The sequence below is a fragment of the Methanobrevibacter sp. genome (genome assembly GCF_017539065.1).
Lineage (GTDB): Archaea > Methanobacteriota > Methanobacteria > Methanobacteriales > Methanobacteriaceae > Methanocatella.
In genome coordinates, this window is record NZ_JAFYHP010000023.1 from 22,031 (window position 1) to 36,758 (window position 14,728).

Annotated in this window: 15 protein-coding genes; 12 read left to right on the forward strand and 3 right to left on the reverse strand. The window is 34.8% G+C overall.

The genetic code is table 11. The features are described 5' to 3' along the window. The first annotated feature begins 22 nt into the window (after positions 1-22). Positions 23-538: a hypothetical protein gene (locus IKS50_RS05915; RefSeq protein WP_292846864.1), complete on the forward strand. Its 516-nt coding sequence runs from the start codon at positions 23-25 to the stop codon at positions 536-538. Here IKS50_RS05915 and IKS50_RS05920 read toward each other — a convergent pair. Next, complete coding sequence (locus IKS50_RS05920; protein WP_292846867.1) at positions 528-1,859, reverse strand: DNA primase; 1,332 nt, start codon at positions 1,857-1,859, stop codon at positions 528-530. The two genes, IKS50_RS05915 and IKS50_RS05920, sit on opposite strands and share 11 nt — an antisense overlap. Before the next feature lie 183 nt (positions 1,860-2,042). Between IKS50_RS05920 and metG the strand changes: the two genes are divergently transcribed. Genes metG through IKS50_RS05950 form a run of 6 tightly spaced genes read left to right on the forward strand, consistent with a single transcriptional unit; the run spans position 2,043 to position 9,531 of the window. Next, positions 2,043-4,031: a methionine--tRNA ligase gene (metG, locus tag IKS50_RS05925; protein WP_292846870.1), complete on the forward strand. Its 1,989-nt coding sequence runs from the start codon at positions 2,043-2,045 to the stop codon at positions 4,029-4,031. 11 nt (positions 4,032-4,042) lie between these two features. Beyond that, positions 4,043-5,620, forward strand: a complete 1,578-nt coding sequence (locus IKS50_RS05930; protein ID WP_292846873.1) for a DUF530 domain-containing protein — start codon at positions 4,043-4,045, stop codon at positions 5,618-5,620. A gap of 4 nt (positions 5,621-5,624) precedes the next feature. Continuing rightward, positions 5,625-6,089, forward strand: a complete 465-nt coding sequence (locus IKS50_RS05935) for a hypothetical protein (protein ID WP_292846876.1) — start codon at positions 5,625-5,627, stop codon at positions 6,087-6,089. Between the two features lie 36 nt (positions 6,090-6,125). Next, the gene (locus IKS50_RS05940) at positions 6,126-7,139 is read left to right on the forward strand and encodes a glycosyltransferase 4 family protein (RefSeq protein ID WP_292846880.1); all 1,014 of its coding nucleotides are present in this window, start codon (positions 6,126-6,128) and stop codon (positions 7,137-7,139) included. Between the two features lie 8 nt (positions 7,140-7,147). Next, entirely contained in the window at positions 7,148-7,819 is a 672-nt protein-coding gene (locus tag IKS50_RS05945) for a 2,5-diamino-6-(ribosylamino)-4(3H)-pyrimidinone 5'-phosphate reductase (protein WP_292846883.1), read from the forward strand. 59 nt (positions 7,820-7,878) lie between these two features. After that, positions 7,879-9,531: a hypothetical protein gene (locus IKS50_RS05950; protein WP_292846886.1), complete on the forward strand. Its 1,653-nt coding sequence runs from the start codon at positions 7,879-7,881 to the stop codon at positions 9,529-9,531. 36 nt (positions 9,532-9,567) lie between these two features. On the opposite strand, the gene IKS50_RS05955 is transcribed toward IKS50_RS05950, so the two are convergent. Next, positions 9,568-10,449: a hypothetical protein gene (locus IKS50_RS05955; RefSeq protein ID WP_292846889.1), complete on the reverse strand. Its 882-nt coding sequence runs from the start codon at positions 10,447-10,449 to the stop codon at positions 9,568-9,570. A gap of 94 nt (positions 10,450-10,543) precedes the next feature. Here IKS50_RS05955 and IKS50_RS05960 point away from each other — a divergent pair, with 94 nt between their 5' ends. From IKS50_RS05960 to IKS50_RS05975, 4 genes are all read left to right on the forward strand, one after another. Continuing rightward, positions 10,544-10,912 (forward strand): hypothetical protein, encoded by a 369-nt coding sequence (locus tag IKS50_RS05960; protein WP_292846892.1) that lies wholly within the window; start codon positions 10,544-10,546, stop codon positions 10,910-10,912. A gap of 102 nt (positions 10,913-11,014) precedes the next feature. Then, positions 11,015-11,464 (forward strand): flavodoxin, encoded by a 450-nt coding sequence (locus tag IKS50_RS05965; RefSeq protein WP_292846895.1) that lies wholly within the window; start codon positions 11,015-11,017, stop codon positions 11,462-11,464. A 5-nt stretch (positions 11,465-11,469) separates the two neighbouring features. Then, entirely contained in the window at positions 11,470-11,931 is a 462-nt protein-coding gene (locus IKS50_RS05970) for a MarR family winged helix-turn-helix transcriptional regulator (RefSeq protein WP_292846898.1), read from the forward strand. Positions 11,932-12,016: 85 nt separating this feature from the next. Next, entirely contained in the window at positions 12,017-12,460 is a 444-nt protein-coding gene (locus IKS50_RS05975; protein WP_292846901.1) for a hypothetical protein, read from the forward strand. Here the strand turns inward: IKS50_RS05975 and IKS50_RS05980 are convergent. Continuing rightward, positions 12,457-13,479 carry a HisA/HisF-related TIM barrel protein gene (locus tag IKS50_RS05980; RefSeq protein WP_292846904.1) on the reverse strand — a complete coding sequence of 341 codons (1,023 nt, stop codon included), beginning with the start codon at positions 13,477-13,479 and terminating at the stop codon, positions 12,457-12,459. The two genes, IKS50_RS05975 and IKS50_RS05980, sit on opposite strands and share 4 nt — an antisense overlap. Before the next feature lie 250 nt (positions 13,480-13,729). Between IKS50_RS05980 and IKS50_RS05985 the strand changes: the two genes are divergently transcribed. Continuing rightward, entirely contained in the window at positions 13,730-14,284 is a 555-nt protein-coding gene (locus IKS50_RS05985; RefSeq protein WP_292846907.1) for a manganese efflux pump MntP family protein, read from the forward strand. The last annotated feature ends 444 nt before the right edge of the window (positions 14,285-14,728 follow it).

Below are 14,728 nucleotides of genomic sequence, written 5' to 3' on the forward strand. Positions count from 1 at the left end.
TATTACCTCAAAATATTATCATATGAATGAATTTGTTGAAGTTATAGGGGTTGAGCACTTAAAAACAATACTTTCAGGCCTTACTCCGGAAGAGATTGTAAAACCCGCATATGACAATTGGATGGGAGGCATTAAAACAGGCCATACTGTATTAAACCTTGAAAATGGCCGCGTTTATGGTTTGGGCATTGATTTTAATCAACTTCACTTGCATGATAGCATCTACATTGAATTATACACTATTGATTCTCATGATGAACCGGTATCAGAAGAGGAATTTTTCTCCAAAAATGAGTATGAGGAGTATCTGGAGTTCAGCAGCGATGATCCCTGCGAATATATTCCGGACATCATATCCGAATTCTGTGAAATGAAGGGCATTGACGAGTATGAACGTACAGTCGGCCTTTTGGCATATAATTTTGAAAAACAGGAACAGGCCAATTACAACATGTGGGAATCAAAGATTTTAAACAAGTATTATGATGCAATATATGAAAACCATAACCCATTTGAGTTTTCACATTCTACTCTTTAGGCGCTTCCTGGTCTAACTGATATTTTTTACGCCCGTAACATGACAGCGGGTTGTTTATTCCTTTGCATGACTTGTCCGGATGGCATAGGTTTGGCAAATGGATTTTTATTTTCTCACAGCTCATTGGAGTGTACCATTTTGTTTCGCCTTCGTGGTTGATGTCGACGGTTTCATGCATTCCAAAGCCCAGTTTTGATATGATATTGATTTTTTCCTGAGGTTGGTCGTCGAATAATGGCGGTGAACAGTTGTCTGCAGCATCAAAAATCAACGGCAGGATTTCATTTTCTGTTATTGAAAGGTCTGGATCCATATCTGATACCTTTACGGTTTCATCTGATGCAAATATTCTTGGATATAGCCTTGCATATGAAGCGAATGATGTTAAAAGCAGAACGATTGCGTCGTTACGTCCTCCTGAAGACACTCCTTCAACTGTTGTCTTGATGCAAGGTGGGAATGCGTCTGGGTTCAATTTGCCCGCCTGGACTGAACCGTAAATTCCGCCGCTTCCTGCATAATACTGGTTATATTTGCTGATTTCATCCGGAATGAATTCTTTCAGGTCTTCTCCAATCTTTAAAATGGCAGGATGAATTTCAATTCTTGCAGACATTTCCTTTATGCGAGCAATATACTCTTCGGTTTTCTGCATTATCAATCTTGAAAGAATCTGTTCTTTCACGCTGTCTCCAATCAGTATGTTATACATCCTTTCAGGGCTCCTGTCACTAAATTCATCTCCGAAACGATATAAGAAATCATCCTGCTGCAGGATAATGTCTCCCTCATCAATCAGAAGGTCTGTCAGCTTTAATTTTTTGGATGCTATTACATCTTTCAATGATTTCCAGGTAATGGCGCCGTCAACCTTTACCTCTTCAAGCACTTCATCGATTATTTCCGCCCTTGCCATTGGAGGTATCTTGGCCAAACGCTCTAAAATCAGGGCTCCTTGGGATTCGACAAATAATCTTGTTTCACGTGACCCGAGGTTAAACTGTATTGCGATGGCCTGGCATAGGATGTGGAATGTCACGACATCCTGGGCAAACAGTTCTTCATTTGTCAGGTACTCAAATTCAGATTGGGTGAAGTTCTTATTGTTCTTTTTTTCTATTGCCCACAGAATACGTTTCATACATAAATCCGCATATGATTTGGGAATTAGACTATCATCTGAAAACCTCTGATTGGTTGTATGAATACAGATGTCAATCAGTTCATCATCATCTTCAAAGATTTGATTTAAATCTCCGTATTCACGTATAATTTGTCTTCCTTCATCTGAAAGTGGATTGATATATGAAACTTCAGCCATGCTTTTAACTTTTTATTTTATATTTTAAATAGATATCTCAAGGTCAAAATCAATTTTCATTTGAGGATATATTATTTTTTCTAAATCGAATATTGGCCTGAAATCATGTTGCTGAAAAAAGCATTTATTACATATAATTGACATAACTATAATATGATTAAAATTAATAAGGGGATTAGATAAATGTCAAAAATATTTATTTCATGTGCACTTCCTTATGCAAATGGACCATGTCATTTAGGCCACATCCGTTCCACTTACCTTCCGGCGGATATTTACGCCAGATACAATAGAATGGTTGGAAATGATGTGCTGCTTGTTTGCGCTACAGATGAGCATGGAACTCCTATTGCAGTTAAAGCGGATAAGGAAAAGAAAAAACCGATTGAAATTTCAAAAAGATATCATGATTTGATTGTGAAAGATGTAGAGTCAATGAACATCTCTCTGGACAATTTCACAAGAACAACCGATGAAAAGCATTATGAGATTGCTAAAAATTTCTTCAAGGACCTTTATGAAAAAGGTTTAATCTATAGGGAGGACATTCAACAGTTATACTGTCCGAACTGTAACAAGTTCCTTCCTGACAGGTATGTTGAGGGATTGTGTCCTGTATGCGGCTCTGAAGCCCGTGGGGACCACTGTGAAAAATGTGGAAAAGCACTTGATCCAACAGAACTCGACGAACCGCATTGCATTACCTGTGGAACCACACCAATAATCAAGGATACCTTCCAGTATGCCTTTAAGTTGTCCCAATTTGAAGATGACTTGAAGGATTACATTAACAATAATGAAAATTTGCCTGCCAACGTTAAAAACTATGCTTCAAACTGGTTGGAAGAGGGATTGAATGACTGGATTTTAACCCGTGATATGGATTGGGGAATACCTGTGCCTCTGGAAGAAGCGAAAGGCAAGGTATTATACGTATGGATTGAAGCATTCCTGGGTTACATCTCATCAGCCAGCCAATGGTCACAGCAGTCTGGCAGGAAATGGGAGGAGTATTGGAATGACTATGTTGTTCATTTCATAGGCAAGGACATTATCTATCACCACTCAATCTTCTGGCCTGGACTTTTAACCGCATATGGCTGCAAATTGCCGGACATGATATATGCCGGTGAATTTTTATCCCTAGAAGGAGAAAAGATGTCAACAAGTAAGAATTGGGTTATATGGATAGCTGATTTTGTAAAAGATTATGACCCTGATTTGCTCAGATATTACCTGACAATCAACGCTCCATTAAATAAGGATTCAGATTTCTCATGGGATGACTTCCAAAGAAGAAACAATGATGAATTGGCAGATGTAATAGGAAACTTCCTGCATCGTACATTTGTATTTACTAAGAAATACTTTGACAGCAAAATCCCTGAATATGAAAATCCTAGTGAGGAAGATGAGGAATTCAGAAAAGCAATTGAAAGCCTGCCTGACAAAGCGGGCGAATATATAGCAAATTATGAATTTAGGGAAGCTTTACTTGAGATATTTAAGGTAGCCAAAAAAGGAAACAAATACTTCAACGACTGTGAACCGTGGAAAGCGGTAAAAGAGGACATGACCAAAGCGGCTAACTGTTTATATTTATCTAACCAGCTTGCGAAAACACTGGCATATACATTAAAGCCGTTCCTTCCGACAAAAGCAGACAAAATAGCTGAAATAATGAACATCAATACATTGGACGTATGGAATGATGCAAAAGTAACATTGCCTAGCGGTCATGAGATAAATAAGGCCAAACCTTTATTCAAAAAGATTGAAGATGAAGAGATTGAAGCTCAAAAAGCTAAATTGAAAGAAAACCTAAACGATAAAGAAGATGAAAATATGAGTGATTTAATAAGTATTGATCAATTTGATGAAGTAGTAATTAAGATTGGACAAGTAAAAGAGGCAGAAAAGATAGAAAAATCCGACAAGTTATTGAAACTTCAAGTCGACATCGGAGAAGACAAACCTAGACAAATAGTTGCAGGTTTAGCTAAATTCTACTCTCCGGAAGAATTAATCGACAGAAAAGTTTGTGTAGTGGCTAACTTACAACCTGCTAAACTCTTCGGAACATTATCAGAAGGAATGATTTTAGCAACCGGAAAATCAGGCGCTTTGCTGTCTCCGGATGAAGCCGGCGAAGTTGGTGAAAGAATCCAATAAAACAGATTAAAATGCCAGAATCTGCACTAGTGAATAAGGCCGAGAACTACCTGAAGGAAATCGCAAACGATTCAATCGACTTAGAAAACATTGAAAACTTTGAGGATTTCAAAAAGCTTTACTTTAAACTAGATGACAGATTAAACTTTTTACAAAAATTAAGAGATGATATGGATGTGCAGGGATACACATCCCCCTTTGCATCCCTCAATAAATACGGCACCAAAGCAGTGGCCGAAGTGGCCGCCGACGAAATCAGGGAAAACAGCCGCCATAACAAAATATTCAGGATGAAGGCAAATGCAAAAAAGAACATCCTTGACCGTGTGAAATCCGCTATTGATTCACATAAGATTGCGCTTGGAAACCTGGAACAGTTTGGTTATGTCAAATGCAATAACTGTTATAAGAAATATTCCATTGAGGAATATAAAGAAATGAACGGCCAATGCAGCTGCAATAGCAAAGGATTTTCATTTAAAGTCAACAAAGAACTGACCCATCGCCTTGAAATTATTCCCTATTTGCCGTTATCGGGAAATTATATGGTTTTGATGAGCGAGCTTTCCCCATATGCTCGGGAGTCATTTAAGCAGGTTCTAAATATCTTAAAGCAGGAACGTAAAGGCGTTGTAAAAACCATTGCTCTTGTCATTAGATTTAGGGATGACAACAATCGTTTAATTAGAAAAAACATCACTCTCGAATCCGAATATGTTGACAATTATGAGGAGGAGGTAAGGAGAAGGTACGGCAAGAATGCACGTATCGAATCATTGAGGCTCCACAGGACAAAACCTGCAATAATCGATGATAAGCATGCAAGGACAGCCCTCGCACTGGCTTATGTCGGATACTCTCAGGAAATCATATCCATGGTTAAGGACGATATCCTGAAACGCAGACTCACGGACTTCAAAAGGATAAACAAGTATGATGAGATATTAACCGAATTCCAAAATCAAAGGCCGGATTTCATAGACAAATATGATCTGGATGCGATTGAGGCATGGAGACAATCTGAAATCCAAAAAAGATTCAGAAGCCTGAATTACATTGATAACTTCGGCAACATGGCAAGATCCCTTAAAAGGGACTTGAAAGTCAGGGAAAGCATTTATAAAGGCACATTTAAAAATATTGCCGCCGCCCTGATAACTTGGGACATCTTCAGATATTATCTGACCACATCCGGAAATGGGCGCAGGATAAACAGCGGGCCGTTTCCATATATCCGCGTTGAACTGGACCGTGAACAGAGAAAGGTATTCCAGACCACATATACAAAAGTGATAGACATTTTAAATGGCTTCACAGACATCAAGATTATCCCAATTCCTGAAATGGATTTGTTGCTGTATGAGAAATTCAAATTTGAAAAGGAAATGCGCAATTCAAATATCAAATTCAATCATGTGGCTTTGGGCGCTGCTTTAATCCATTTAAATTCTGATGTGGGACTTGAAAGCATAAGCAATGCATTCAATGTTAATGAATCTAAAATCAAAAAGGAAATAAACAATATTAATCAGATTAGAAATCCGAAAAGTGACAAGTCCAAAAAGTTCCTGGATTTAATTAAAAAGTGATAATATGGATGAGGACGTAACAACAATTCATATTTCAAAAACATTATCATCATCAATGATTGTGGAATTAATCGAAAAATACCCTAATCTTGAAGAGATAACATGTCCTCCCAGCATTTATAAAAGAACATCAAAAACCTATATTGAAGCACTAAGCCAATTGGATATAAACGTTAAGGCCAAATATGAGTGGGGCGCTAAATCCAGAAGCAATGGGATTGAATTTTATGTGTTGAAACTATCCAATGAAGGATTGACTGCAAGACAAATCTCCAAAAAACTTGACATATCACTTAACCGCGTATATTATTTGCTTAGAAAAAGCAAAGCCGATTTTGATAATCGCAAGCGCAAATACAACCACACCGAAATCAAACAGCTTAGGGAAGACGGTTTTTCACCGAAGGAGATTTCCCAAAATTTGGATATTCCCCTAAGAAGTGTCTATTATATTTTAAATAAAAAATAACTACTTTTTTTAATAATGAGTATTAAATATTTAACCATGATATTATTACCCCAACTTCCATTATATGCAATAGCAATAATCTGCGGTTTGCTGTCTTTTATCGTAACCAAATTGGCAATGCCAATTATTATTCGCAAACTTGAAGAAGCCGATATTGTTGGAAAGGATATTCATAAATCCTGGAGGCCCGTTGTAGCTGAAATGGGCGGATTTGGAATACTGTTCGGATTTATAATAGGAATGTTTTCCGGAATATACATGCACGATATCCTAACATCCCAATTGGTGATTGTCCTGGTTGTAATTTTGCTTGTGGGAATAATCGGTATTGTGGATGATTTGCTTGCACTGTCTTCAAAGGAAAAATTCTTTTTACTCTTCCTGGCTGGTTTGCCATTGATTTGGGCGGCACCGCCTAATGTAGGATTGTTATATCTGATTACAATTCCAATTGCATTATCAATCGGATCCAATTTGACCAATATGCTCGCTGGTTTGAACGGTATCGAATCAGGTTTGGGAATCATTTCAATGACTTCACTTACAATAGCTTGCATAATACTTGGAAAATACGATGTCACAATCATCTCAATGAGCATGCTAGGCGCTCTGGTTGCATTTTTATACTATAACAGGTATCCCGCTAAGATTTTCCCTGGAGATACAGGAACACTCATTATTGGAGCTGCAATTGTATGCATTGCTTTTATTGGAAGGGTAAAGTTAATTGCTTTTATTGTCATGATGCCGAATATTATTGATGCAGCATTGAAATTCTACTCAGCTGGCGTGATGAATCGCCAACAGCAAAAGCCGACACAATTAAATGATGAGGGCAAACTTGTAAGGCCTGAAACAGGATTCAAATCTTTAATAAGGCTGGTCTTAAGACATCCTATTGCTGAAAAGGATGCTGTCAAAATAATTTGGGGAATTGGCATATTCTTCGGTGTTTTAGGTATAATAACCGCTTTAATAATGCCGGGAATGCTTGATAATCAGACATTAATGAATTTCTTAAACATCAAAGAAATGTTTTATCATATTTAGGTGAAATAATGAGGCCTTATGTAATTTTAAATTCCGCAATGACATTGGACGGCAAGATTGCAACAGCCACCGGAAGTTCCAACATTTCCGGTAAAAAAGACCTGGAAAGGGTCCATCAGATAAGAAAGGAATGTGATGCGATAATGGTCGGAATCGGAACCGTGATTGCAGACGATCCTAGACTGACGGTTCACAAGATTGATGCTGATCCTGAAGACAATCCGGTTAGAGTTGTTGTTGACAGCAGATGCCGAACACCAGTCGATGCAAGAATAACAAATAATGATGCTAAAACAATAATAGCAGGTGCCAATGAATATAAGGAAGATTTCATGGCCACCGATACATATGAAACCCTTAAAGAACGTGGCGTTAAGTTCTTTTTTTCAGGTGATAAAAGAGTTGATTTAAAGGCATTGATGAATTATCTCCATGAGGAAGGAATAGAAAAGCTTATGCTTGAAGGGGGAGCCACACTGAACTTCTCCATGATTAAGGCAGGTCTCATTGATGAAATAAGCATATGCATTGCGCCAATGATAGTTGGCGGTGCCAATGCAAAAACGTTTTTCGACGGCGAAGGATTTGATACAATGGATGAGGCAGTCAGATTGGAATTGACCGACTCATACACTCTCGATAAGGATTTGATTTTAACCTACAAGGTCCTGAATGACTGATTTCATCCTATGTAATTTTTTAGAAAGATATATATCTAATCAAAAATATATTCCATTTTATGTTTAATAGGGAAATTAAAATAGTTATTTTTACTATACTGTTTTTACTGTCCATTAGTGTAGTTTTTGCAAATGATAACGCTACGTTAGATGATGGAACTCTCGGCAGTGAAGACAAGTACAGTATTGATATTCAAAATGGAATAGATCAAACGGATGAAAATGGAGTAGTTGAACTTAATGGAACATATTCTATAGGGACTACGGTTAGTATAACTAAAAACATTACCTTAAACGGAAATAACGATACGATTTTTGACGGTAATTCCGGCGCAAATATTGAATCCTCAAGTAAGGATTTAACTTTTAAAAATATTCTCTTTAAAAATTTTCAAAGTGGTGCGGTTAAAACCAATGGAAAAACAACATTTATAAATTGCGTTTTCACAGGAAATTATGCCAATTTTGGTGGAGCACTGGACTTGACTGGAACTTCTACATTGATTGATTGTATTTTTAAAGAAAATCGTGGTTATCAAGGAGGAGCTATCTTAAATAAAGGTGATTTAACTGTAACTAACTGCTCTTTTATTAATAATTATGCAGAAGATAAATTCGGAGCAATATGTTCTTATCATGATTATGATGATATTTCTAGAGCAGATATTCCTGATATGTTAAAGTATTATGGTACAGGAACAGTTAAAATTATTGATTCCAAATTTGAAAATAACTCAGCAAACAATGCTGTGGGAGCAATATTTTCATCACAAAATCTAATAATTGACAACACATCATTTATAAGCAATAGAGCAAAGTTCATGGGAGTTATACTTTCAACAGCAGATTTAATCATTAATAATTCAAAATTCAATAAAAACAGCGTATACAATTCGAATAATATATTTTATTTAGATGAAGGATTGATTTCCACAATCAATTCAATATACGGAAAAACCACTATTTTGAATTCAGAATTCATTGGCAATCTTGCAAATTACTGTGCTATAAGCCTTTCTAAAACCATCGTTAATTTGCAAAACAATGTTTTTTCTGGAAACTCACTCGGAACAATATTCATTGGAGATTGTACCTCCAAATATCCAAAATACACAATTTTGGATGATAATTTAAAATCTATAAAATTATTTAAATTAACCATTAACAATGTTGTTACTACTGTATTCAGTGATAAATCTATCAAAGCGGTAGTAACTGATCTAACTACTTCCAAACCTATTGCAAATGTGCCGCTTGAAGCTTCATATTCACAATCCACTCGTACAGTAATTTGTAGCGGAATTACAAATAGTAATGGTGTTGCTTCTCTACCTTCTTTAGTTGGAAAACTTGGAACTCATAATAATAAAGGATATCTTTATTCACATACTTTCTGGTCAGGTTTTCTTACAGTTGACTTTAAATATACAGTAAATAAAATACCAACAACAGTTAAAGCTCCTAAAGTCAAATTCAAACATAAAAAATCAAAATACTTTAAGGTTTATGTTAAAACAGGCAAAAAACCTCTGAAAATGGTATTGCTTAAGATCAAAATCGATAAGAAAGTGCATAAAGTTAAAACCAACTCAAAAGGTATTGCAAAATTCAACACTAAGAAATTGAAAGTTGGAAAACATAAAGTTCGCATCTATTCCGGAAATGTGAACTATGCAATTAATGGAAAAAGTGTTATTAAAATTAAAAGATAATTAATTTTATCTTTTTTCTTTTTTTAAATTCAATAATTATTTCTTGTTTTTGAAGATTTTAAACCATATGAACTCATCGCCTGCATAAAGACTAATCAATATGGATACGATTGTAGTCAATACAAATATTATGAATACACTTGCCGGAGTAAATATAAAGAACATCATCAATAGGAGTATTTCTGATATAATGAATGTTTTCAATGGATTTCTGACTTCAATATAGCTCAATACGCCCAATACGATAGGAGTTAGGATAATGGCAAGTATATATAATATTGAATCATATAAACTAACAAGGTTTGCAACAGGCAGATTCAGGATATTCATAAAGAGATACATCTCTAAAACTGTTAAAAAGAATCCCTGAACGCCTCCGCTGATTGCCTGTGACAATGTATGCTTTTCCAAAAGCACTCTTGACCAGATTAAAACAGGATATATCAAACCGAAAAGCGCACCGATTGGTCCTAAAAGCAATATCAAAGCACCCACAGGACCGGACAAGCCGGTTGTGTGAACACTTATTTTCCATTTGGTGGTAAACAGCAATACAACTCCCGTATTTATTGAATAACATAAAAGTAAGCATGTCAAAAAGTTATCCAAGTTAAAAATCAAACATACTAAAAAGCCAATGAAGTATGAGACAATTCCAACAATCAGGGGCATGAACCTGTCTGATCTGTTTGAAATATCTTTATCGGTGCCCAGTTTTTTTGCCCAGAAAAGAATGATTGCCATAGGAAGTAGGGAAGCAAAAATCAATGATACTATTTCCAAAACGATGAATTTGGAGAAATCAAATCCGCTAGGCGTAAATGATAATGTTAAACAGATTATTAAGAATAAGGGTATGCATATAATTGGCGGATTAGTAATTGTTGAAATTCTTTCAGCGATTTTTAACTTATTCATATTTAATTATAGGATTTTATGATATATTAAAATTTAGAAAATAATTTAAATGACTAAATCAATATATATAAACAACTATTAATGGGGCATTATTATGAAGATGGAAATTGAATTAACTGAATCTCAAGCTGAAAAAGTCGAGATTTTAAAAGAAAACGGTATTGAAGTCGGTGAAGCTATTGACATGTTCTTTGAAATGAAAGATGCTGTGTCACAGTCCAGCCAGGATATTTTAGACCTTAGAATTCAAAGAGCCAATGAAGAAAAAGCCGAACTAGAAGAAAAACTCGCAAAGGTAGAGGATGATATATCCTTCTTTAATAAATTAAATGATACTGCTCTTGATCCTAGTCAAAAACAAAAACTAATTGAAAAGGAATACGGTTTTAGCCCTAAAACTTATGATGAAACCGTACAGGACGCTAAACATAAAGTGAAATGGAGTAAAATTTTCAAATCCTAATCCATTTTATTTTTTCTATTTTTTTATATTTTCTTAAAATTGTTGCAATGTCAATAGTTGTCAATGCAACAGTTTATATATGATGGGAACTAATAGTAACTTATGAAATCATTAGTAGCTTATTATTCAAGAACAAATGTTACAAAAAAGCTTGCAGAAGATATTGCCAAAAAGACCAATGCAGATATCGAAGAAATTATTCCTAAAGTAAATTATCAGGGAAAACTTGGTTTTATGCGCGGCGGAAAACATGCACTTTCCGAAAAGATCATAGACATAGAAAACATGAAATTCGACCCTGCCGATTATGATGTTGTCTATATCGGAAGTCCTATCTGGGCAGGAAAAACATCAGCACCCGTCATCTCTTATCTAAAGCAGAATGAGGGAAAGTTCAGCAATGTTAAATTCTTCATGACTGCAGGAAGCCCTGATTTTGAAAAGGCTTTTGAACAAATGGAAAAATTTTCAGCAAAACCGCTCAAAACCCTGGGCCTGACCACTAAAGAAGTTAAGAAGGATGACTATATATTGGACTCATTTTTAGAATAGATAACATGTCAGTTGAAGAGCTTGATGCATCTTGCATTCCAATCGCTAAGCTAATAACAATCATTGCAAGAGGCCAGACTACTTATTTAAATCATGAACTGAAAGATTTGGATATTAATTCGACACAGCTGCATTTGCTGTTTGAAATATCAAATCGGAACGATTTAAATCAGGAAATGATATCATCCGGATGCAGCATTGATAAGGGTGCAGTTGCAAGGTCCGTCAAGAAGCTGGAGGAAAAGGGATTAGTCTCAAGAAAAGTTGATGAGGATAACAGAAGACAGAATAAGATCTCTTTAACACAGAAAGGTAGAAAAACATTAGATGAAAGTATTGGTTTGCTGAATAAATTTGAAGAGGAATTGATTGATGAGTCCATTATTGAAAAGGAACTCTTGCAGAAGGCACTGAAGGAAATTGCTATAAGGACAATGGAGCTAAATCAAAACATTAAATTTAAATGAATATGGAAATCAAAAGGGGTGTGACGATTTCCATTAAAATGTTTTTTTAACTAGTTTTTTATACTTTTTTAACTAAAATATAATCATGGAATTCATAGTGAACAACAAAAAATACTCTATCCTAAACCATGAATTATATGTTGACTACATCATGGTCGAATCTTATTTTAAAGACTATTCCAAATATGACTATGATATCCATTTTGATTTTCTTGACTATGTTTTAAACATGGATAAGGTTACTTTTGAAGACATTCTTGAAGCAACAAAGTATCTTGAGGAATTAATTGAAAAAGGGGAAATTAATTTCACACCGCCGGGCTTAAGAATTGATGTGCATCAAAATGAGAGTTTTAAAATTACCTATCAAACATTGGAATTTGAGAATATTAATGTAGGTGAAGCAATACCATTAATGATTGCTTTAACAAGCCTGTTAAACCATAAACCCGTTATAAGCCTATATCAGATAGAAGAAGAGCTTAATTATTTTTTGGAAAAATTCAGGTATTATGAAAACATTGATTAGTATTCCAAATTGCATGGCCTGATGTGGCAGGTACTGGTTTTTTTCCAGTAGCAGTTGTTGCATGTTATACAACGGCTTTCACCGTTTCCTTCAATTTGCCAATCGACAAGGAAACTAGGATCCTTTACAAACGGGCGCTGCATTGAAATGAAATCGATGTTTGTTGAATTCAGTATGTTGTTTATTTGATTTTGGCTGTTCACTCCCCCTCCCAGAATAACTGGAATGTCTACGTTTTCAATGATTTCTTCAGTGGCCTCAATAAGGGGATTTTTTTGTCTGTTTTCACGTGTGAAGAATTGCGGTGAGCGTGGACGTGTAATCTGTAATGAGTCAACTCCATGTTTTTCAAGCAATTTGGCTATATCAATTGTTTCATTTAATGTCATTCCGTTTGTTGTTCCATCAAATGCATTTAAACGACAGTTTATATGTAAATTTGTTGTGTCCTTGATAACTTTAATCATCTCTAATACGATTCTTAAGCGGTTTAATGTATTGCCCCCATATTTGTCTGTACGTGAATTGAAGTTGGGGTTAATGAATCTGGATAAGAAATAATAGTTTCCAAGTCCTAACTGAATTCCGTCAAATCCGCCATAATCAAATTTTTGAGCTGCAATGATGATGTCCGTTTGGATTTTACGTATATCATCAATGGTAACGTTTTCAACTTTGATGTTCTGTTCCAGCCTTTTGTTATACTGAACGAATCCTAACTGGGCAAAGATGGGTACGTCATATAAATGGACAAGGTCAGTCAAATCACGGGCTTCACGAACAAAACGGGAATGGTTAACAGTATTGGAGTATTTTGAAAAGACATCCTTTGGATAAAGTGAGAAAAGTTCGGTGATTATTAATCCGACACCGCTGGCAGCCATATTTTCATAGCGGTCATATATTTCAGGTGTGAAATTGCCTGTTTTTTCCCTTTGTGACTCCCAAAGGCCTGTTCGGACAATACGGCTGTTTAACTTGAAATTTCCAAACTCAACTAAATCAAATAAATCCTTCATAGTTAATATATAAATCAAAATTGTATAAATAGATTTTTCAATATATTTTTTACATTTTGCCATTGCAGCCATTCTGTTTAATTGAAGTCATTAAAACTATTCATTTTAAATATAAAGAGCCAACAATAGTTAGATTAGGAAATAACATATTGTTGTTTCCAACCGACTGACTATGCAAATGATTAATTGGGAGAAAAATCCCATTTAATCACAACTAATTTTATATGAAATAACAAACAAAATTAATGTAATGACTTTCAATATAATATCCACTTTTCTAATTGCCGTAGCTCTTGCAATGGATGCCTTTAGCGTATCTATGTTAAAGGGTTTTACTCAAAAGAATTTAACCAATTCGCAAATATTATATTATGGCCTGTTCTTTGGCGGTTTTCAGGCTTTGATGCCTATTTTAGGATACTTCTGCGGCAATGTGATTGCAAGCATTGTAGAATCACTTGCACCTATTGTTGGATTTTTACTTCTTTTAGCGATAGGATTGAATATGATTCGTGAAAGCTTGTCAGGTGATGATGAAGATGTTGCGGATAACTTTTCATTTAGGGAAGTGACCCTTCTTGCAATAGCCACAAGCATTGATGCATTTGCTGTTGGAATAACAATTGCTCTCATTAAAGATCCGATATTGATATCCTCTGTAATTATTGGTGTTGTTGCATTTTTATTTAGTGTTGCAGGTATTTTCATTGGAAAGAAACTTGGAAATTATGTTGGTGGCAAATTCCAACTCCTTGGAGGAGTAATTTTAATTTTAATTGGTATAAAAATACTTTTAGGTTTCTAATTTCAATGTCTTAATTTAACTTTTTTGAGAAAATGATGAGTTTTGACTAGATCATATAGGGTAAGGCGTTGAGATTTCAACTTTTAATTTTTGTGAAATTCCTGAAATTTATAAAAATTAATAAATTTCATTAAAATTAATAATTTTTATTATCAATATCCTCGTATCGATGAGTATTTACCATATAATGTATTGATTTAATTTTGATTAATTATTGTAATGTGCATATTATTTTATCATGATAAATATGCTATAATCTAATATTATTTTAAGATTAAACTCTTTATACAGGTTATTTTTAGTAAAATTCTTGTTAGTGTGATATTACAATAGTCGGCATAGTATTTCCGTATATTAACCTTATTTATATATTAATAGATAAATATGTAAAAATAGGTTTAATAGTTTAAGTTGTATTAATTATATTATATGTATAAATAGTAT